The organism is Rhodanobacter glycinis (assembly GCF_006438785.1).
Taxonomy (GTDB): Bacteria; Pseudomonadota; Gammaproteobacteria; order Xanthomonadales; family Rhodanobacteraceae; genus Rhodanobacter; species Rhodanobacter glycinis_A.
Genome location: NZ_RCZB01000003.1, coordinates 88,078 through 108,939, shown reverse-complemented (window position 1 = coordinate 108,939; position 20,862 = coordinate 88,078). Strand labels below are relative to the sequence as shown.

The 20,862-nt window shown below is 66.6% G+C and carries 15 protein-coding genes and 1 riboswitch; of the genes, 8 read left to right on the top strand and 7 right to left on the bottom strand.

The window, feature by feature from the left end; translation table 11 throughout:
* Window positions 1-40: 40 nt before the first annotated feature.
* The 6 genes from EAH75_RS11045 to EAH75_RS11020 form a co-directional block, all read right to left on the bottom strand.
* Window positions 41-958, bottom strand: a complete 918-nt coding sequence (locus tag EAH75_RS11045) for a branched-chain amino acid transaminase (RefSeq protein ID WP_140649367.1) — start codon at window positions 956-958, stop codon at window positions 41-43.
* A gap of 67 nt (window positions 959-1,025) precedes the next feature.
* A complete protein-coding gene (locus EAH75_RS11040; protein ID WP_140649693.1) occupies window positions 1,026-1,619 on the bottom strand; it encodes a DUF4124 domain-containing protein in 594 nt (197 codons plus the stop codon).
* A 25-nt stretch (window positions 1,620-1,644) separates the two neighbouring features.
* Window positions 1,645-2,469 (bottom strand): methylenetetrahydrofolate reductase [NAD(P)H], encoded by an 825-nt coding sequence (gene metF / locus EAH75_RS11035; RefSeq protein WP_140649369.1) that lies wholly within the window; start codon window positions 2,467-2,469, stop codon window positions 1,645-1,647.
* A gap of 175 nt (window positions 2,470-2,644) precedes the next feature.
* Window positions 2,645-2,965: a DMT family transporter gene (locus EAH75_RS11030; protein WP_140649371.1), complete on the bottom strand. Its 321-nt coding sequence runs from the start codon at window positions 2,963-2,965 to the stop codon at window positions 2,645-2,647.
* A 149-nt stretch (window positions 2,966-3,114) separates the two neighbouring features.
* A complete protein-coding gene (locus EAH75_RS11025; RefSeq protein WP_140649372.1) occupies window positions 3,115-3,567 on the bottom strand; it encodes a carboxymuconolactone decarboxylase family protein in 453 nt (150 codons plus the stop codon).
* Between the two features lie 146 nt (window positions 3,568-3,713).
* The gene (locus EAH75_RS11020) at window positions 3,714-5,135 is read right to left on the bottom strand and encodes a PLP-dependent aminotransferase family protein (RefSeq protein ID WP_140649373.1); all 1,422 of its coding nucleotides are present in this window, start codon (window positions 5,133-5,135) and stop codon (window positions 3,714-3,716) included.
* A 235-nt stretch (window positions 5,136-5,370) separates the two neighbouring features.
* Between EAH75_RS11020 and EAH75_RS11015 the strand changes: the two genes are divergently transcribed.
* Both EAH75_RS11015 and EAH75_RS11010 read left to right on the top strand, forming a co-directional pair.
* Window positions 5,371-6,033 (top strand): FMN-dependent NADH-azoreductase, encoded by a 663-nt coding sequence (locus EAH75_RS11015; protein ID WP_140649374.1) that lies wholly within the window; start codon window positions 5,371-5,373, stop codon window positions 6,031-6,033.
* A 34-nt stretch (window positions 6,034-6,067) separates the two neighbouring features.
* Window positions 6,068-6,631 carry a DUF3228 family protein gene (locus tag EAH75_RS11010; protein ID WP_193557772.1) on the top strand — a complete coding sequence of 188 codons (564 nt, stop codon included), beginning with the start codon at window positions 6,068-6,070 and terminating at the stop codon, window positions 6,629-6,631.
* A gap of 100 nt (window positions 6,632-6,731) precedes the next feature.
* Here EAH75_RS11010 and ahcY read toward each other — a convergent pair whose 3' ends face one another.
* Window positions 6,732-8,174 (bottom strand): adenosylhomocysteinase, encoded by a 1,443-nt coding sequence (gene ahcY, locus EAH75_RS11005; protein WP_140649378.1) that lies wholly within the window; start codon window positions 8,172-8,174, stop codon window positions 6,732-6,734.
* An 80-nt stretch (window positions 8,175-8,254) separates the two neighbouring features.
* Window positions 8,255-8,385, bottom strand: a riboswitch (S-adenosyl-L-homocysteine riboswitch).
* Window positions 8,386-8,481: 96 nt separating this feature from the next.
* On the opposite strand from ahcY, the gene ppc reads away from it, so the two are divergent.
* The 6 genes from ppc (at window position 8,482) to EAH75_RS10975 (ending at window position 20,857) form a co-directional block, all read left to right on the top strand.
* On the top strand, window positions 8,482-11,187 hold the full coding sequence (ppc, locus tag EAH75_RS11000; RefSeq protein WP_140649380.1) for a phosphoenolpyruvate carboxylase: 2,706 nt from the start codon (window positions 8,482-8,484) through the stop codon (window positions 11,185-11,187).
* 160 nt (window positions 11,188-11,347) lie between these two features.
* Window positions 11,348-12,601 (top strand): efflux RND transporter periplasmic adaptor subunit, encoded by a 1,254-nt coding sequence (locus tag EAH75_RS10995; protein WP_140649383.1) that lies wholly within the window; start codon window positions 11,348-11,350, stop codon window positions 12,599-12,601.
* A 151-nt stretch (window positions 12,602-12,752) separates the two neighbouring features.
* Window positions 12,753-13,517, top strand: coding sequence for an ABC transporter ATP-binding protein (locus tag EAH75_RS10990; protein ID WP_140805464.1), 765 nt, complete (start codon window positions 12,753-12,755; stop codon window positions 13,515-13,517).
* Window positions 13,514-15,955, top strand: coding sequence for an ADOP family duplicated permease (locus EAH75_RS10985; RefSeq protein WP_140805462.1), 2,442 nt, complete (start codon window positions 13,514-13,516; stop codon window positions 15,953-15,955). Before EAH75_RS10990 ends, EAH75_RS10985 begins: the two co-directional genes overlap by 4 nt.
* Window positions 15,956-16,007: 52 nt before the next feature.
* A complete protein-coding gene (locus EAH75_RS10980) occupies window positions 16,008-18,443 on the top strand; it encodes an ADOP family duplicated permease (RefSeq protein ID WP_140805460.1) in 2,436 nt (811 codons plus the stop codon).
* 2 nt (window positions 18,444-18,445) lie between these two features.
* Window positions 18,446-20,857: an ABC transporter permease gene (locus tag EAH75_RS10975; RefSeq protein WP_140649391.1), complete on the top strand. Its 2,412-nt coding sequence runs from the start codon at window positions 18,446-18,448 to the stop codon at window positions 20,855-20,857.
* The last annotated feature ends 5 nt before the right edge of the window (window positions 20,858-20,862 follow it).

Below are 20,862 nucleotides of genomic sequence, written 5' to 3'. Positions count from 1 at the left end.
CCCCGCGATGCGGGGCGTTTTCGTTTGCAGTAGCCGTGCCTCACACCTGTTCCAGCCACCCCCACTTGTCGTGGGTGCGGCCGTCGAACAGGCCGAAGAACAGCTCCTGCAGGCGCAGGGTGACGCGCCCGGCCTTGCCGGTGCCGACCTGCTTGCCGTCGACCGAGCGGATCGGCGTGATCTCGGCGGCGGTGCCGCACATCAGCAGCTCATCGGCGAGGTACAGATACTCACGCGGGATGTCGCGTTCGATCACCTCGATGCCGTCCTCGCGGGCCAGCGTCTTCAACGTGTCGCGGGTGATGCCGGCAAGGATCGAGGCGCTGGCCGGCGTGGTATGCAGCACGCCATCGAACACCAGGAACAGGTTTTCGCCCGCGCCCTCGCTGAGCAGGCCGGTGGACGCCAGCGCAATGCCTTCGCCGAAACCAAGCCGGCGCGCCTCGCGCGCAATCAGTTGGCCGGACAGGTAATTGCCGCCGGCCTTGGCGCCGGCCGGGATGGTGTTCGGCGCGAAGCGCTGCCAGCTCGATACGCAGGCGTCGATGCCGTTCTTCAATGCGTCCGGTCCGAGATACGGACCCATCGGCCACGCCGCCACCGCAACGTCGATCGGCGTTTCGGCGGACAACCCGAAACCACCCAGGCCGCGGTAGGCGACCGGACGCAGGTAGGCGGCGCCGAGCCCGTTCTTGCCGATCACCGCACGGCAGGCCGCAGCCAGCTCGTCGGCGGAATACGGCAGCACCATGTCGTAGATCTTGGCGGACTGGTACAGCCGGTTCAGATGGTCGGTGAGGCGGAAGATGGCTGCGCCATCCGGCGTGGCGTAGCTGCGGATACCCTCGAACACCGACGAGCCGTAGTGCAGCGCGTGCGACATCACGTGCGTGGTTGCCTCGGCCCAGGGCTTGATGCTGCCGTTCTGCCAGATCCACTCGGGGTATTGCTGCGCCATGTCACTTCTCCAATGGGGACCGCCCATGATAACTGCTCGGCGTCCGCCCAGCGTCAATCCGCCTGCATCAATCGACGTTGCGCAGCCACAGGCAACCGGCCTGGTGCGCGATGCCGAAGCGGATCTCGCGCGGATTGCCGCTGCCGTCGTTGCCCGTGATGTGAAGCACCAACTGATTATTGGCGGGCAGCGGGAATGCGGGGGCAGCAGCGAAGGGATCGCTGCTGCTGGACATCACCGGGACTGGTTCGCCACCGTCGGCGGGCACCGGATCGCCGGGTATATCGACGTCCAGCAGCGGCTGCTTCATCAGGTCGCCGAGCGAACGGATATCGGCAATCGCGGCGCCACGGCCGTAGCCGTCCCACAGCATCAGCCCGGCCATTCGATTCGCATCGCGGCTGGCGAACGCGTCGATCACGTTTTTCCGCAATTGCCCCAGGCTGGCAGCGCACAGGACGGGCGGCGGTGCGGCCAGAGGCGCGCTGCGGTCGGGCACGACCACCGGGTTGACCGGAGTTGCCTGCAACGCGGCGCAGGGCTGATCGGTGAAGACCGCGCTGCCATTGGCGCCGATGCAGCGATGAATCTCCGTCTGCGCGCAGGCCGGCACAGTCCAGGCGAGCACGACGAGGCACAACAGGGCGGGCGACCGGAGCATCGCCGCAGCATACCCGCCCGATGCATCAGGAAAGTTGCTGCAGCACCAATTGCGTCGCCCGGGCGCGGTTGAGCGTATAGAAATGCAGGCCCGGCGCGCCGCCATCGAGCAGCCGTCGGCACATCTGCGCCACCACTTCGGCGCCGAGCGCTCGAACCGATTCCGCGTCGTCGCCATGCGCCTGCATGCGCTTGGCGATCCAGCGCGGGATCTCCGCGCCGCACATGTCCGAGAAGCGTTTCAGCTGGCTGTAGTTGGAGATCGGCATGATGCCCGGCACGATCGGCACGTTGACGCCGAGCTTGCGCACGTCGTCGACGAAGCGGAAGTAGGCGTCGGGGTTGAAGAAATACTGGGTGATCGCGCCGTTCGCACCAGCATCGACCTTCGCCTTGAAATGCTGCAGGTCGCGCAGCGCATCGTCGGCCTGCGGATGGGTTTCCGGATACGCCGCCACCTCGATATGGAAGTGGTCGCCGCTGTGCTCGCGGATGAACTGCACCAGTTCGGCGGCATAGCGAAAGTCGCCCGCCGTGGCCATGCCCGAAGGCATGTCGCCGCGCAACGCCACGATGCGCCGGTATCCGGCGGCGCGATAGCCATCCAGCAAATCGGCCAGCTCGGCGCGGGTGCCGCCCACGCAGGACAGGTGCGGCGCCACATGGAGGCCATGGTGCGTGTGCAGCCGTGCCACGGTGTCGCCGGTGTAGCTGAGCGTAGAGCCGCCGGCACCGAAGGTGACCGAGGCGTAGTCCGGCTGGTGCGCTTTCAGAACCTGTGCGGCACGATCAAGCTGCGTGCGCTGTTCATCGGTCTTGGGCGGGAAGAATTCGAAGCTGATGGCCGGCATCGCTGGATTCCAGATGGACGATGGCGGCAAGTATATATCTCCATTTCGCGATGAAGCGATATAAGAGCGAAACGATCCCCTCCAGCGATCGTCCCCGTGGTTACGTGGTGGCTCGGCGATGGCAGGCGACGCAGTAAACGCTGCCGCACCCCCCTCAGACTGGCTGGCTTCATGTTCAGTGTCCCGACACCAGTTTGAGTCCGATGACGCCCGCCAGGATGAGACCGATGCAGAGCATCCTCAGTGGCGCGATGGAATCGCCCAGCGCCACCATTCCCAGCATGGCGGTGCCCGCCGCGCCGATGCCGGTCCAGACCGCGTAGGCCGTCCCTACCGGCAAGGTGCGCAGCGAGAACGAAAGAAGGAACACGCTCGACAAGCCGGTGACGACGGTGAAGAGCGCAGGTACCAGTCGCGTGAAGCCCTCGGACCACTTCATGCCGAAGGCAAACGCGATTTCGAAAATGCCGGCGATGCCGAGCAGTAGCCATGCCATAGCCGTAGGTTCCTTGAAGTGGTTCGCCGGCCATTGCGCCCGGCGAACCTTGGTGAAAGTTGCATGGCTGAGTGGGCCACCGCGTGCGGATCCGCTTTTCACAAAGCATGACCGCATCCGAACAAGCGGCTTTGGCGAAGCCCGGTAGCTCAGGCCTTGGCGGCAGCAGGAGTCGTGTGGAACGCGATACCGAAGCGGTTGAAGGCATTCATCAGGCCGATCGCATAGGTCAGATCGGCCAGTTCCTTCTCGCTGAACTCGGCGGCAGCGGCTTCATAGTCGGCATCGGGCACACCGGTCTCAGCGACGCGCGTGACGGTTTCCGCCCAAGCCAGTGCGACGCGCTCGCGCGCGCTGAAGACCTCACCCGCGTCGTGCCACACCGGTACCAACACCAGCTTGTCGACGGCAAGGCCCTGCTTGAGCAGGTCGCGGGAATGCATGTCGATGCAGTAGGCGCAACCATTGATCTGCGACACCCGCAGATACACCAGGTTGACCAGTTCCTGCGGCAGGCTGCATTTCAGGAGCGAAACATATACGCCGCCGAAGGCCTTGTAGCCTTCCGGCGAAGCCTTGGCGTAGTCGATACGATGGGTCATGACGAGTCCTAGCATGTGCTGTTTGGGGACTCCATCGTGCTGCGTCTTGGCTCAGGCCAGAAGAGCCATGATCGGTCTTGTTGCATGGGCCATGATCGTTCCCCTTTCCAGTTGCGGACTCGACGGACACGCGAGCGCCACCACCGTCACAGCAGTTTCAGGATGCGCTTCGCGAGATTCTCCGCGCTGCCCCGGGAATCGACGTTGGTGAAATTCAACAGCAAGGCGGAGGCTCCTTCCCCGGCCATGGTCCAGTCTGTCAGCGCTTCTGCGTAGAGGCCTTCTTTGCGCATGCGCGCAACGAGCTGGCGATCCGACTTTCGTCCCTGCAAGCGCAGTATCAGGTGCATCCCTCCCGGTTGCGGATCGATCCGTACGCGATTCCCCAGCACGCTTTCCAGACCTTCCGCTGTTGCCTTGCGGCGCTCGGCATAGAGCTTGCGCATCCGCTGGACGTGGCGTGCGAAGTGCCCCTCGGTGATGAACGCCGTGACAATGGCCTGGATCAGCTGGGGACTGCCGGCCGCCAGCGTCTGGCTGATCTGCTCGAATGTCTCGACCAGGGCCTCCGGTACGACGAGATACGCAAGCCGGATGCCCGGGAAAAGCACCTTGCTGAAGGTGCCGGCATAGAGCACGCGCCCGTCGCGATCCAGGCTCTTCAGCGCGGGAAGCGGGCGGCTGACATAGCGGTACTCGCCGTCGTAGTCATCCTCGACGATCCAGGCGCCATTGCGCGTTGCCCAGTCCAGCAACGTCAGCCGCCGGGGCAGGGACAACGACACGCACAGCGGACTCTGGTGCCCCGGTGTCACCACCGCCGCGCGCGCCCGCGGTGCCCGCTTCAATCCTTCGGATACGATCATGCCCTCGCGATCCACCGGCACCGGCACGGCAGCCATGTGCATGTGCCCCAACAGTTCCCGCGTGGGCGGATACCCGGGGTCTTCAAGCCACACGCGATCGCCCGCCTTCAGCAGGGCATGAACGATCAGTTCCAGGGTATGGCGATAGCCCGACGTCACGAAGACCTGGGAAGGCGAGCAATCGATGCCACGCGATACCTGCAGATAGGCGGCTATCTCGGTGCGCAATCCCTGCAGGCCGTACACCGAAGGGTGAACCATGTCGGCCGGTTGCATCGCGCGCACGCAACGCGCGCCAAGGCGGGCCCAGATCTTCCGGGGGAACGCATCCAGCGCAGGCAGGCCCATCTGGAACGGAAGGATCGAATCCGGGCGGAAGCTGGTCGCGGGCGTGCCGCTATGGGATTGGAGCCTTGCGCTTGCCACCGGTGTTCGCAGCTTGAGGTCCGGTGTCACGACGGTGCCGGCCTGGCCGCGCGCCTGGATGTAACCCTCGGCGGCCAGCAGGGAATAGGCCGCCTCGATCGTGCCCCGTGCCAGGCCCAGTTCCCTGGTCAGCGCGCGTGCCGAAGGAATGCGGTCCCCCGGTTTCAACAAACCGCTGCCGATGGCGCTGCGGAAGCGATCGTAGATCTGCCGATAAAAAGGCTCGGCCGCCGCGTGATCCAGCGGCGCGATGTGGCTGGTCGTCGCGATGGTCATGGACTAGTCGGATCCTGTTCTGACGACACTCTTGAATGTACCACGCGCATTCCGCGTCCCGGCTCCATATGGGCCCCGTCGTCGTCGGCATGGACCAGTCCGAAGCCGCATTCATGGACCTTGGGCGCGGGTCACCGGGTTTGTAAAGTGATGGCGTTCTCCAACGCATGGACAGGTGACGTCCGGCGGTCGGAATGGGTTTCGGCAATCGGCGAGAAGGTGGAAGAGGTGGACGATGAACATCCTGCATGTGAGTTGCAGTCCGCGCGATCGGGCTTCGGAGAGCTACAGGCTCTCGCAGAAAATCGTCGCGTGCCTGCTGGACATCCGGCCCGGCGCTACCGTGAAGGAGCGGGTCATTGGCGGCGCTGCCAGCCTGCCACCCATCGATGAGGACTACGCGATGTCCCAGCACGCGTCCGAGGATGTATCGCAGGAAGGTTCCGCGGCCCGTTCCGAAGAACTGATCCGGGAGCTGGAGAGTTCGGATGTGGTGGTCATCGGAACGCCCATGCACAACTTCACCGCACCTGCTGCGTTGAAGCTGTGGATCGATCATGTCGTTCGGGTGCGAAAGACATTCCATGTCAGTCCGGAAGGAAAAGTCGGCATGCTGCGTGACCGTCCCGTCTTCGTCGCGGTGTCCTCGGGCGGCCGGTTTGCCGGGGAGCGCGCACGCCAGCCCGACTTCCTCACGCCGTATCTGAAAGCCATCCTCGGCATGGTCGGACTGCATGACCTCGCGTTCTTCACCGTTCAAGGAACTGCCTTCGGGCCGGATGCCCTGGCCGAGGCCAGGGCCAGGACGGACCACGCGCTGCAGGAGCACTTTTCTTCGTTCCACCACCCGTCGCGGGAAAGAAGCGCGTCACCTCGATCGGTCGCGACTTCTCCGTGACGCGGAAACGCTACCCTGTGCGGGTCTCCCGTCGATGCAGCCCATGATCGTTCTCACACCCTTCGCCCGTACCCGCCTGTTTCCCCGCGACCAGCGCGGCAATGCGATCCAGGATTGCACGGCGGACGCGTTCGAGCGTCATCTCAACGAGCACCAGCCGTTGAAGGTACTCGACGGCTATGCGCCGTTCTGCCAGCTGCACGTGCACGCCAACTGGACGCCCACACGCTGTTACGCGGTGCCAATCACCGACGACAATCGCCATCGGCTGCGCAGTGGCTACGAGGCACGTTCGTCGGACGAGCTGCCGGTGCTGGTGCGCTGGTTCGAGGGCGTGGAGTCGCCGGCGGCGCGCTACATCATTCCCATCCTCTACAGCCGTGAGCAGCTGGCGAAGGAAGGCTCGTCCATCGATGGCGACTGGGGCGTGGTGGGCTGCCTGTACACGATGGAGCCCGAAGAGATCCCGATGGCGCCGATCACCATGATGCGCAACGCGCTCGGTGTGGAAGAGGGCGGCTCGGACGTGCCGCTGGACCGGGAGGCTTACCGGCGCAGCGTGGCGTTCTGGGAGAGTCATGCCAACTGGCGGCCGTGAACGGCGTGAGTGGACGCTGTGCGCCGTGGTCGATCCGGTCAAAGAAAAAAACGGGCGCCTTTCGGCGCCCGTTCGATTTCGTCACGGAATTCCGCGTTACTCAGTAGCGGTAATGCTCCGGCTTGTACGGGCCTTCCACCGACACGCCGAGGTAGCCGGCCTGCTCCTTGGTCAGTGTGGTCAGTTTCACGCCGATCTTCTCCAGGTGCAGGCGCGCGACTTCCTCGTCGAGCTTCTTCGGCAGGATGTAGACCTTGTTCTCGTACTTGTCCTTGTTCGCCCACAGCTCGATCTGCGCCAGGGTCTGGTTGGAGAACGAGTTGGACATCACGAAGCTGGGGTGGCCGGTGGCGCAGCCGAGGTTGACCAGGCGGCCTTCGGCCAGCAGGAAGATCGCGCGGCCGTCCGCGAAGACGTACTTGTCGACCTGCGGCTTGATGTTGATCTTCTCCACGCCGGCCATCGCGTTCAGCGCGTCGACCTGGATCTCGTTGTCGAAATGGCCGATGTTGCAGACGATCGCCTGATCCTTCATCGACTTCAGGTGATCCAGCGTCAGCACGTCCTTGTTGCCGGTGGTGGTGACGTAGATGTCGCCGCGGCCGAGAGTGGATTCGACGGTATTGACCTCGAAGCCTTCCATCGACGCCTGCAGCGCGTTGATCGGATCGATCTCGGTGACCACCACGCGCGAGCCATAGGCGCGCAACGAGGCCGCGCAACCCTTGCCGACGTCACCGTAGCCGCAGACCACCGAGACCTTGCCGGCCAGCATCACGTCCATCGCGCGCTTCAGGCCATCGGCCAGCGACTCGCGGCAGCCGTACAGGTTGTCGAACTTGCTCTTGGTCACCGAGTCGTTGACGTTGATCGCCGGGATCAGCAGCGAGCCGGCTTCGGCCAGCTGGTACAGGCGATGCACGCCGGTGGTGGTCTCCTCGGAGACGCCCTTCCAGTCCTTCACCACGGTGTGCCAGTAGCCCGGGCGCTCCTTGTGCACGCGCTTGAGCAGGTTCTTGATCACCTGCTCCTCGTGCGAGGACGCCTTTTCGTCGACCCACTTCGAGCCATTCTCCAGCTCGTAGCCCTTGTGGATCAGCAGCGTGACGTCGCCGCCGTCGTCCACCACCAGCTGCGGGCCGAGGAAACCGCCCTTGCCGTCGGGGAAGGACAGCGCGTCCATCGTGCAGTCCCAGTATTCCTCCAGCGTCTCGCCCTTCCAGGCGAACACCGGTGTGCCGGTCGCGGCGATCGCGGCGGCGGCGTGGTCCTGGGTCGAGAAGATGTTGCACGAGGCCCAACGCACGTCGGCGCCGATGTCCTTCAGCGTCTCGATCAGTACGGCGGTCTGGATCGTCATGTGCAGCGAGCCGGTCACGCGCACACCCTTCAGCGGCAATGTGGCGGCGTGCTTCTTGCGGATCGACATCAGGCCGGGCATCTCGTGCTCGGCGATGTCCAGCTCCTTGCGGCCCCAGTCGGCAAGCGAGAGGTCGCGGATCTTGTAGTCGTGGATAGCGGTTTCTTTGGTGACGGCGTTCATGGGTTTCTCCGGTTTATTGCGAGGCTCTTTCGAAGAGTCCGGCCATGGATGGCCGGTCTGTTGCGAAGGGATTCGCGTATGGCAACCGGGCGCCGTTGTGGAACGTGCCGCGCCGAGCCTGGCCGTTTTGTGAAGAGTCCGCACAGGGATGTGCGGTTTTTTGCGGATGGAGCCGCATTCACAGTGAACGGTCGCAGCGCCCCTCGGCGGGCAGTACTAGCCCGTTATTGTAGCGGGAGACGGCAAGGGATGCCTCCCGCGCCGCAATTCGATAGGCTGACCCTTCACCCAGCACCGGAATGACCGCATGGAAGAGAGCCGCGAAGCCGAGTTCCTGCCACCCGATGGCCCGCTGCGCGAGGACGTCAGCCGGCTCGGCGCGATGGTCGGCAGGATGCTGGCCGAGCAGGGCGGCGCGGCGTTCTTCGCCCGCGTCGAACAGGTGCGCGTCGCGGCCATTCGCCGCCGTCGCGAAGGCGCCTCGGTGGATGAACTGGCCGACTCGCTGGCCGGTCTCGAGGCCCCGGACGCGGAAGCGCTGGCGCGTGCCTTCGCCACCTATTTCCAGGCGGTCAACACCGCCGAGCAGGTGCACCGTATCCGTCGTCGGCGCGACTACCAGCGTGAGGGCAGTACGCCGCAGCCGGAGTCGCTGCTCGATGTGCTCGGTCGGCTGAAGGCGGAAGGCGTCGGCGCGGATGAGCTGCTGGGCTGGCTGGACCGCCTATGGATCGAGCCGGTATTCACCGCGCATCCGACCGAGGCGGTGCGCCGCTCGTTGCTGGAGAAGGAGCAGGCGATAGTGCGCTCGCTGATCGACGGTTTCGACCAGCACCGCACGCCACAGGAGCGCAAGGAGGACGACGACCGCATCTACATGGCGTTGTCCTCCGGCTGGCAGACCGCCGAGGCCTCGCCAGTACGGCCCACCGTGCAGGACGAACACCACCACGTGGGCTTCTACCTGGCCAACCCGATCTACCGCATCGTGCCCGCACTGTTCGAAGCACTGGCCGAGGCGCTGCAGACGGTTTACGGGATCGCGGCGAAGCTGCCGCAGCTGCTCGGCTTCGCCACCTGGGTCGGCGGCGACATGGACGGCAACCCGAATGTCGGTGCGGATACCATCGCCGCCAGCCTGTCGACGCAGCGTGCGCATGTGATCGAGCATTACGCGGCCGACGTGGCCGCGCTGGCACGCCTGCTCAGCCAGACCGAGGGCCGCGTGACGGTCGACGTGCGCCTGCAGCAGCGGCTCGACGATTACCGTGCACGTTTTCCCGCCGCCGCCGGAAAGGTGCGGCCACGGCATGCCGACATGCCTTATCGAAGCCTGCTCACGGTGATCGGTGCCCGCCTCGAAGCGACCCATGCAGACGATCATTCGGAAGGCTATACGTCCGTTGCCGAATTGCTCGACGATCTGCAGCTCATCGCCGCCAGCCTGGTCGACCATCGTGGCCTGCACGCCGGCGCATATGCGGTGCAACGCCTGATCCGCCGCGTGCGCACCTTCGGCCTGCACCTGGCGCGGCTGGATGTGCGGCAGGATTCGCGCGTGCATGACGATGCACTGGCTGCGCTGCTGGGCAACGCGGCGTGGCCGCAGCTCGCGCCCGGCGAACGCACGCAGCAGCTGCGCGACTACGCCAGCGGCAAGGCACGCTTCCCGATCAGCCACGCCGACGTGGTCACCTCGCTATACGACGTGTTCGCCACCCTGGGCGATGCCCGTCGCCGCTACGGCCGGGAGGCTGTCGGCCTGTACATCATCAGCATGGCGCGCTCGGCCGCCGACGTACTCGCGGTGCTGGCGCTGGCGCGTTACGGCGGGTTGATCGAGAACGACAGCGTGCCGCTCAACATCGCGCCGTTGTTCGAGACCGTCGACGACCTGACGAATGCGCCAGCCACCTTGCGCGCGCTACTTGACGATCCGGTCTACCGTCAGCATCTGGCCGCGCGTGACAACCAGCAATGGGTGATGCTCGGCTATTCCGACAGCGGCAAGGACGGCGGCACGCTGGCCTCGCGCTGGGGCCTGCAGCGGGCGCAGGTGGAGTTGCTGGAAGTGGCGAACGCCGCCGGCATCCAGCTGGCGTTCTTCCACGGCCGCGGTGGCTCGGCCAGCCGCGGCGGTGCGCGCATCACGCCAGCGCTGATGTCGTCGCCGCGTGGCGCGGTGGCCGGCGTGCTGCGGGTGACCGAGCAGGGCGAAGTGATCCATCGCAAGTACGGCATTCGCGCGCTGGCGTTACGTAACTTGGAGCAAACCGTCGGCGCGGTGTTGCGCGCCAGTCTGCGTCCTCGCGAGACCGAGCCGCGCGAGGAGCGCTGGCGCGAACAGATGAACGCGTTGTCGGCGAGCAGCCGAAAAACCTACCGCGCCTTCGTCGAACACGAACATTTTGTCGACTATTTTCGTTCCGCCACGCCGATCGACGTGATCGAGCAGATGACACTCGGTTCGCGGCCGGCCAGCCGTCGCAGCATGCGCGGCGTGCACGACCTGCGCGCGATCCCGTGGGTGTTCGCCTGGACCCAATGCCGCTCGATCCTGCCCGGCTGGTACGGTCTTGGCAGCGCGCTGGAACTGGGCGCGCAGCAGTTTGGCAAGGCCTCGCTGGTGGAGATGGCACGCGACTGGCCGTTCTTCAGCAATTTGCTGGACGACGTCGAGATGGTGCTGGCCAAGTGCGACCTGGATATCGCCGAGGCGTTCTCGAAACTGTCCGGTCCGCTGCACGGCGAGTTCTTCGGCCTGATCCGCGACGAATTCGCCCGCACCCGTCACTGGCTGCTGCAACTCAAGGGTGGCGATGTGCTGCTGCAGGGCGACCCGCGCCTTGCCGCATCGATCCGCCTGCGCAATCCCTACGTCGATCCGATGAGCCTGCTGCAGGTCGATCTGCTGCAACGCTGGCGTGAAGGCGCGGGCAAGGACGATGCCCTGCTGCGAGCGCTGGTTGCCTGTGTCAACGGTGTTGCGCAGGGCCTGCAGAACACTGGCTGAAGCCGTCTCTCTCAATGCACGGCTTCGGTCATGATGCTCTGTGGGTGTACGTGTCCGGACGCCACTGTCCGGATCCAGACGACGGCTCGCTGCCGGCACCCGCCGAAAGCGCATGAAATGGCGATTTCGTCCGTGGCATGGGCCTTGCTCCATCAGGCTCATGGATATCGCCAACCCTCTCGCCGCCCGGCACAGACGCCGCCGCAAACAGATCGCCTTCGGTGCCGCTGCGCTGTTGCTCGCCGGCCTCGCCGTCGGCGCAGCCACCCTCGGGCCGGCCTTGCCGGTGGCGGAGCGATCGAGCCTGTGGATCGACACCGTGCAGCGCGGCGACATGCTTCGCGAGGTGCGCGCGCCGGGCACGCTGGTGCCGCGCGACATCCACTGGCTGGCGGCGCAGACCAGCGCGCAGGTGGCGAAGATCGAAGTGTGGCCAGGCACTCGCGTCGAACCCGACACGGTGCTGCTGCGTCTGGTCAGTCCACAGGTGGAAAACGAGCTGCGCAATGCGCAGGCCCAGGTCGCCGCGGCCGAGGCGCAGGTCGCCGCCAAGCGCGCGGAGCTGCAATCGCAATTGCTGGACGAACGCTCCTCGCTGGCGCAGGCGCAGGCGGATTACGCCTCGGCCAAAGTGAAGAGCGCAGCCGATGCCAAGGCGATGGCGAAAAACCTGATTCCGCGCGTGCAGTACGAGCAGGAACAGATCGCGCTGGACCAGCTCAGGCGTCGTGCCGAGATCGAACAGCAGCGCGTGCAGACCTTCGATGCCGGTATCAAGGCGCAACTGGCTGCCGTGCAGGCCGAACTGCAGTTGCAACGCAGCAACCTGATCTTGCGTCAGCGTCAGTCCGCCGCGCTCGACGTGCGTGCCGGCATCGCCGGCGTGCTGCAGCAGATGGCGGTGCAGGAAGGCCAGCTGGTCGCCGCCGGTACCGACCTGGCGCGGGTGGCGCGCGGTGACGTGCTGATCGCGCGACTGCGCGTGCCCGAGGTGCAGGCCAAGGACGTGGCGCTGGGCATGTCGGCGCAGGTCAACACCTATAACGGCATGATCGATGGCAATGTCACGCGGATCGATCCGGCGGTGGTCGATGGCAGCGTGCAGGTGGATGTGACCCCGACCGGCGCACTGCCGGCCGGCGCACGTCCTGACCTGTCGGTGGATGGCCGCATCCGTATCGCGAAACTCGACCAGGTGCTGTCGCTGGGTCGGCCCGCCCAGGTCGAGGCGAACAGCGAAGTGGGCCTGTTCCGCCTCGATGCTTCCGGCAGCATCGCCGTCCGCGTCAAAGTGCATGTGGGTGCCACCTCGGTCGATCGTGCGCAACTGCTGCAGGGACTGCAGCCGGGCGACCGGGTAATCCTTTCCGATACCAGCCAATGGGATAAATATGATCGGATCAGGGTGAAATGAACTTGCCTGTCCGCTACCTCGGCGCCGCAGCGACTTGCGGGAGCGACTTCAGTCGCGATGCTCCTGCTTCGGAGCTCAAGGCAAAGTCATCGCGGCTGAAGCCGCTCCCACAAAAGCCACCACACAACCTCGAACAGCTTTCGGAGCAACCATGAACGACACATCTTCCGTCATCACCCTCGGCGGAATCCGCAAGGTGTTTCAGGCCGACGAGGTGGAAACTCACGCACTCTCGGACGTGCACCTCAACATCGAGCGTGGGGAGTACGTTTCCATCTCCGGCCCATCCGGCTGCGGCAAGACCACGCTGCTTTCCATCCTCGGCCTGCTCGACACCGCCAGCGCCGGCAGCTACGTGCTGAACGGCCATGACGTTGCCGAGCTCAACGCAGCCGAACGCGCGCGCATCCGCAATGCCGAGATCGGCTTCATCTTCCAGGCGTTCAACCTGATCGGCGACCTCAGCGTGCAGGAGAACGTCGAGCTGCCGCTGACCTATCGCAACGGCATTGGCGCTGGCGAGCGACGTGATCGGGTGCAGGAAGCGCTGGAGCGCGTCGGAATGGCGCACCGCATGCGCCATTACCCGGCGCAGTTGTCCGGCGGCCAGCAGCAGCGCGTGGCGGTGGCGCGTGCGCTGGTCGGCAGGCCGGCGATCCTGCTCGCCGACGAGCCCACCGGCAACCTCGACTCGCGCAACGGCGAAGCCGTGATGGCCTTGCTCGACGAACTGCACAAAGGTGGCGCCACCATCTGCATGGTCACCCACGACGCCCGCTACGCCGAACTGGCCCAGCGCAAGATCCGCCTGTTCGACGGCCGCGTGGTCGACGAGGAAACCTACGACCGCCTACGTCATGAAGACGAGCAGCGGCTGGATGCGCTGATCGGCCAGCGCGTGGAAGTCGACGCGTGAACGTGTGGCTCAGCGAAATCTGGCGCGCCTGGCGCGCGAGCGTGCGTCGTCCCGGTTTCCTGATGCTGGCGACCGGCGTGCTGGCGCTGGGCATCGGCGCCAGCGTGGCGGTGGCCACGCTGATCGGCAATACCTTGTGGCGGCCGCTGCCGGTGCCGCAGCCGGAGCAGCTGGTGGTGTTTGGCCAACTGCACGACAACGGCCATCCCGGCGGCATCTCGCCGCACGAATACCAGTATCTGGAGCAGCTCGACGGCGTGACGTCGCTGGGCCTCGAACGGCCCGGTTCGACGGTGAACGTCGCTGGTGCAGGCACGCCGGCGCAGGTGCCGGTGATCTACATCGATCGCAACATGCTGCCCACGCTGGGCCTGTCGCCGGTGCTGGGGCGCAACTTCGATGCGCAGGAGGATCGCCCGAGCGGCCCGCCCGCCGTCATCCTCGGACATGGCTTCTGGCAGCGCAGCTATGCCGGCGATACCCATGTCATCGGTCGCAGCCTGCGCGTGGAAGGTGTGCCGCGCACCATCGTCGGCGTGCTGCCGGCGGGCTTCAACACCGTGCTCGGCGCGGGCGACGTGGTGCTGCCAACGGCGCTCCCGCAAGCGAGCCGCGACTACAACCATAACGGTACCGTGGCGATCGCGCGGCTGGCGCGTGGCGCCGACCTCGCCGCGGTGTCGGCACAGGTCGATGCGCGCGAGCGCGCGATGTACCGCGACATGGCCATGGGCGGCAATTGGCAGAAACCGCGTTTCGGTGCGGAAGGCTTGGCCGCGACCGTGCAGCAGGACGCGCGGCCGATGCTGCTGCTGTTCCTGGCCAGCGCGCTGCTGCTGCTGTTGATCGCGCTGGTCAACCTGACCAACCTGATGCTGCTGCGCGCGCTGTCGCGCAACCACGACGCCGCGGTGCGCAGTGCGCTGGGCGCGTCATTGCCACGCCTGATGCTGCCGGCGCTTGGCGAAGGCCTGCTGGTGGGCGGCGTCGGCGCCTTGCTGGGCATGGTGTTTGCCCTGGCGGGTCTGGCCTTGCTGCAAGGCTTCATTCCCGCCGAATGGCTGTGGGGCGGCCAGCTGCGCATCGGCATGGCGGCGTGGGTGTCGGCGTTCGGCGTGGGTCTGCTGGGCGCGCTGCTGGCGGCGATACTGGCGCTGTGGCGCAGCCGCAGCGCCACGACGGTGGACGAACTGCGCGAGGGCGGCCGCAGCGGCGTCGGCCTGCGCAGCGGCCGGCTGGGTCACACGCTGGTGGTGGCGCAGGTGGCGCTCGCGGCGGTGTTGCTGTGCGCGGCCGGCGTGTTCATGCACGGGCTCTACGACGCCTCGCAACTGCGGCTGGGCTTTGCCGACGACCACGTGCTCACTTTCGAGCTGGCGCCGGTAAAGGCCGATTACCCGGACGTGGTCGCGATAAATGTCCTGACGCAGCGGCTGGTGCAACGGCTGCAGGCGATACCCGGTGTCACCGATGCTGCGGTGACCACCAACCTGCCTGCCAGCAACGACCTGTACGGGCAGCTCCAGACAAACCCGCAGACGCCGGACGGCAAGGAGTTCGTGGCGCAGTACCACGGCATCGGGCCGGGTTTCCTCAAGCTGTTCTCCATCCCCTTGCGTGAGGGGCGCGACTTCAGGCTCGCCGACGCCGCAGGCAACGAACGGGTCGTCATTGTCAGTCAGGATCTGGCCGACACGTATTATGGTGGTCACGCGGTGGGCAAGATGATCGACGTGCCTCGTGAGGGTGACGGCGTATGGCCGCTGCGTATCGTCGGTGTGGTGGGTGCCACCTATCAGCGCGGGCCGCTGCAGCCATTGCAGCCGGTGCTGTACATACCGCTGGCGCAGATGCCTGATCCGTCGATGACGATCATCCGCGACATGGAACCGCTGCGTTTCGCGTTGCGCGGCAATGGCAACCCGATGGACTGGCAAGCCGGCGTGCGCGAGGCGCTGGCGCAAGTTGCGCCGCAGCAGCCCATTGCGAACATGCGCGACATGCGCGGCATCGTGCGCCAGACCACGCAGAACGCCCGGCTCAGCCTGTGGCTGATCGGCTTGTTCGCGGCGCTCGCGCTGCTGCTCGCCGCAGCAGGCCTGTATGCGGTGATGGCGGTGGCGGTGGCCGCGCGCGAGCGCGAGTTTGGCGTGCGCATGGCGTTGGGCGCCGCACCGCGGCGTTTGCTTGGCCTGGTGTTGCGCGGCGGTTTGATCCAGATCGTGGCGGGACTGGCGATCGGTGTGGCGGTCGCGCTGGGTGCATCGCATGCCGTGGCCGTGCTGCTGATGACCCTGCTCGGCCGCAGCAATGCTTTCGATCCGGTGGTGGTGCTGGGCGTCTGCGCGGTACTCGCCGCCGCTGGCCTGCTGGCCTGCCTGTTGCCGGCGCTGCGCGCCGGTCGTGTTCATCCGATGCGCGCGTTGCGCGGGGAGTGAGGGGAATGATCGAGCATGTATGCCGCATGGCGTTGCGAATGGAGGTGGACGCATGAACGTGTGGCTGACCGAAATCTGGCGAGCCTGGCGCGCGAGTCTGCGCCGCCCGGGGTTTTTGCTGTTGGCCTCTGGTGTGCTGGCGCTTGGCGTCGGTTGCACCGCGGCAGTTTCCACGCTGATCGACCAAGTGCTGCTGAAGCCGCTGCCGGTGCCGCAGGCTTCGCGGCTGTTGGTGGCCGGCCCTTGGGACCGGGATCAGGTCAACGCGGTGTCGCCGCAGCAGTACCAGCACCTGCAATCGCTGCGCGGGGTGCAATCCATCGGCCTGATACAGGACGGCCCGAAATTGAACGTCGCGGACGATGGCCAGCCGGAACTGGTGCCGGCGCTTTACGCCGATAGCGGCCTGCTGCCCACGGTCGGTTTGCCGATGTGGCTGGGTCGCGGCTTCAGCGCCGAGGAGGACCGGCCGCACGGGCCGCCCGTGGTGATCCTGGGCCACGGTTTCTGGCAGCGCCGGTACGGCGGCGACGCCAGCGTGATCGGCCGCAGTCTCAAGGTCGAAGGCGTGCCGCGCACCATCATCGGCGTGTTGCCGCGAGGTTTCGCCGCGCTGGGTTTCGATGGCGACGTCATGCTGCCGACCGCACTGCCGGCCAACAGCGCCAACGACGGCACCAACTACATGGCCCTGCTGCGCCCGAGCGAAGGCGTCGCCGCCGCGACGGTGGCCGCCGAGGTCGACACGCGCCTGCACGCGATGTACGTCGCGATGGGCGACGACAACTGGAAGCGTGCCCACTTCGCCACGCAACCGTTCAGCGCCTGGCAGCATGGTGATGCCAGGCACGCGCTCATGCTGTTTCTCACCAGCGCGCTGTTCGTGCTGCTGATTGCGCTGGTCAACCTGACCAATCTGATGCTGCTGCGCGCGCTGTCGCGCAGCCACGATGCCGCGGTGCGTGGTGCATTGGGGGCACCGATGTTGCGGCTGGCGCTGCCGGCGCTGGCCGAAGGCCTGCTGGTTGGCGTCGTCGGCGCCCTTGCCGGCATGCTGCTGGCGATGGTGGGCCTCGGCGCGCTGCGAAGCCGCATGCCGGCGGAGTGGCTGCCGGACAGTCAGCTGCATTTCGGCATCACGACCTGGCTGCTGGCGCTGGCGGTTGGCCTGGTGGGCGCACTGGCGGCCGCGGCGCTCGGCCTGTGGCGCGGCCGCCGTGCGACGGCGATCGACGAATTGCGCGAAGGCGGACGCAGCGGCCTCGGCCAGCACAGCGGGCGGCTGGGCCGCGTGCTGGTGGTGGCGCAGGTGGCGCTGGCAACGGCGTTGTTGAGCTCCGCCGGCCTGTTCCTGCACACACTGTACGATGCCGCGCGCACGCCGCTGGGTTTCACCAGCGATGGCATCCTCACCTTCGAGCTTTCGCCGGTGCGCGCCGACTATCCCGATGCCGCCGCGGTGGACGGCCTGTCCGGGCGCGTGCTCGAGCGACTGCGCGCCATTCCCGGCGTGACCGCTGTCACCTCCACCACCAATCTGCCGGCGGACCTGCGCAGCGGGCAGTTCAACCTCGGCGGCCTGCACCTGCCCGGCAGCGGGACAGAGTTCAACACGCAGTACCACGGCGTCGGCCCCGATTTCTTCGCGTTGTTCGGCATCGCCATGCGCGAAGGGCGTGCGTTCGACCGCAACGACATTCGCGGCGGCGAGACGGTGGCGATCATCAACCGGACGATGGCGGAACAGCGCTACGGCGGCCATGCGCTCGGCCAGACGATCCAGCGTGGCGAACGCGGCGATCACTCCGGCGTGTGGTCGGCGCGCATCGTCGGCGTGGTCGGCGACACCAACCAGTACGGTCCGCTGGAAGGGCAGCCGGAAGTGCTGTACGTGCCGCTGGCGCAGATGACCGACAACGCCATGGAGATCTTCCGCAGCTTCGAGCCGATGCGTTTCGCGCTGCGCGGCCATGGCGACCCGAACGCCTGGCGCGACGCCCTGCGCAAGGCAGTGGCCGCGGTCGCGCCGAACCAGCCGATCGCCAACCTGCGCACCATGCAGGGCATCGTGCGCAGCACCACCGCCGACATGCGCCTCAACCTGCTGCTGGTCGGCATCTTTGCCGCGCTGGCGCTATTGCTCGCCGCGGCCGGCATGTACGCGGTGATGGCGGTGGCGGTCGCGGCGCGCGAACGCGAGTTCGGCGTGCGCAGCGCGCTCGGCGCCGCGCCGTCGCGATTGACGCGGCTGGTGTTGCGCAGCGGCCTGTGGCAGATCGCGCTCGGCCTGGTGCTTGGCGTCGGCCTGGCGCTGGCACTGTCCGGCGTGCTGCGTGCGGTGCTGGAAGACATCGGCCGCAGTGCGGTCGATCCGGTGGCGCTCGCCGGCGTCTGCGTGCTGCTGGCCATCGCCGGCCTGCTGGCCTGTCTGATTCCGGCGCTGCGCGCCGGCCGCGTGCATCCCATGCGCGCCTTGCGCGGAGAATGACCATGTTCGTGCGTGAATTTCGCAACGCCTGGCGGCGCCTGATGAAGCGGCCCGGCTACGCCGCGCTGTCGGCCGGTGTGCTTGGCGTGGGGCTGGGTGTGCTGCTGTTCCTGTTCGGCCTGATCGATACGCTGATCGTGCATCCGCTGCCTGCGCCGGCCGATCGGCTGATGGCGATCGGCGCGACGACCGACCGCGGCATCGGCATCTATGACCTCGACAGCGATGACTACCTGCAGCGGCAGGGGCGCCTGCAGGGCGTGGCATCCGACGGCGCCTACCTGCCCATGGGCATCAGCCTGGACAGCGGCAAGGGCCCGATCCGGCTCGACGGCACGCGCTGGACTGCGTCGATGATGGACATGCTCGGCATCCATCCGATACTCGGGCGCGCGTTCAGCGCGGCCGACGATCAGCCGGGTGCTGCGCCCGTGGTACTGCTGGGCGAAACCTTGTGGCGGCATGATTTCAACGCCGATCCGGGCGTGCTGGGCCGCGCGGTGAGGGTGAACGGCGACTGGGCCACGGTGGTCGGCGTCATGCCGAAGGATTTCGATTTCCCCTACGCCAGCCAGCTGTGGATGCCGCTGCCGTTGAGCGCCGGCGAGCACGAGGACGTGGCGATGGTGGCCCGGCTCAGGCCCGGTGTCAGCCTGACCGAGGTGCGTCAGCAGCTGGACGCGCTGAATGCGAGCCTGCGTCATGGCGCAGCCGCCTCCGATGCGCAAATGCGTCTGACGGTAAAGCCGCTGGGCGTGCAATTCGTGCCCGAGGACGTGCGCCACTGGGTATGGCTGATGTTTGCGGCCGGTGCCATGGTGCTGCTGCTCGCCTGCGTCAACGTGGCCAACCTGCAGTTGGTGCAAACCTTGAATCGCCGCCGTGAGCTAGCCTTGCGCAGCGCCCTGGGCTGCAGCCGCGGGCGGTTGATGGCCGGTGTGCTGGCGGAGAGTTTGTTGCTGGCCGCAGCGGCTTTCGGCGTGGCCTTGCCGATGATGCATTTCGGCAAGCGCTGGCTGGTGACGGAATACCTGGGAGTGGGTCGCTCGGCCAGCAAGTTGCAGCACATGGGTATCGACGGCAACGTGCTGGCGTTTGCAGTGGTTCTTGCGCTGCTCACGACCGCGCTGACCGGGCTGATTCCGGCGTGGCGCGCCGCGCATGCCGACATGTCCGGCGCGTTGCGCGAGGGCAGCAAGGGATCCGGCGGCGCGTTCGCTCGAGTGGCGAAGTCGCTGGTGGTGCTGGAGATCGTGCTCACCGTGGTGCTGCTGGTCGGCGCGGGTACCTTCATCCGTTCACTGGATACGTTGTTCGCGGCCCCGCTGGCCGGCGGTACCGCTGCCAGCCATGTGCTGACTGCGCAAGTCGCGTTGCCGACCAAGGCGTATGCCGATGACAAGCAGCGCTTGCGCTTCTTTGCCAGCGTGACCGAACAGTTGCGTGCCGACGGCAACGTGCTCGACGCGACGGCGGCCAATACCGTGCCCGGCGCACAGCTGGGCAGCCACGAAACGATTTCCGCACTGGGCCAGGCGCGCCCGGCCGACGGCTGGCCGTGGGCGCAGATGGGTATCGTCGACAGCCATTTTCTCGGCACGTACGGGGTGCACCTGGCCGAGGGCCGCTTCTTCGATATACGTGATCGCGCCGACAGCCTGCCGGTGACGGTGATCGACCGGAAAACCGCGCAGGCGTTGTGGCCGGGGCGCGACGCCGTGGGGCAGCGTGTGGTGCTGTATCCGGGCCAGTCCTATGCCAGCACGAGGACGGTGATCGGAGTGATCGAGCCGCTGCAGATGGACAACGAGTTGGAGAAGTCACTGCCGGGCTTGCTGATGCCACTGCAGCAGTCAGCCGGATCTTCGCCGCTGGCAAGCGTAGGTCTGGCGCTGCGCACGCATGGTGATCCGCTGGTGTTTGCGGCACGGCTCAACGCGATCGTGCGCAGCGTGGACGCACAGGCCGCCGTGTACGTACCGCGCAGCCAGGCAACGGCGATCGCCGCCGGGCGCGTGCATCTGGTGGTGCTGACCGCGGTATTCGGTGCGCTCGGCCTGGTGGCGCTGCTGCTGGCGGCAGCGGGACTCTACGGCGTGCTGGCGTTCTCGGTGGCGCAGCGCACGCGCGAAATCGGCATTCGCCGCGCCATCGGCGCCGGCTCTGCCGCGATCGTGGGCACGGTGGGTCGACAGTTGATCTGGCAACTCGGCCTGGGTCTTGGCGTGGGCTTGCTGCTGGCTTGGCCGTGGTCGGGTCTGTTGGCAGATTCGGGCCTGCAAACCCGGGCCCACGACATGACGGTATTCCTGCCTGTGGTGCTGGTGATCGTGGTCATCACCCTGCTGGCGGGTCTGCTGCCGCTGATTCGCGCGCTGCGGGTCGATCCGCTGGTAGCCTTGAGTTGCGAGTGAGCCCA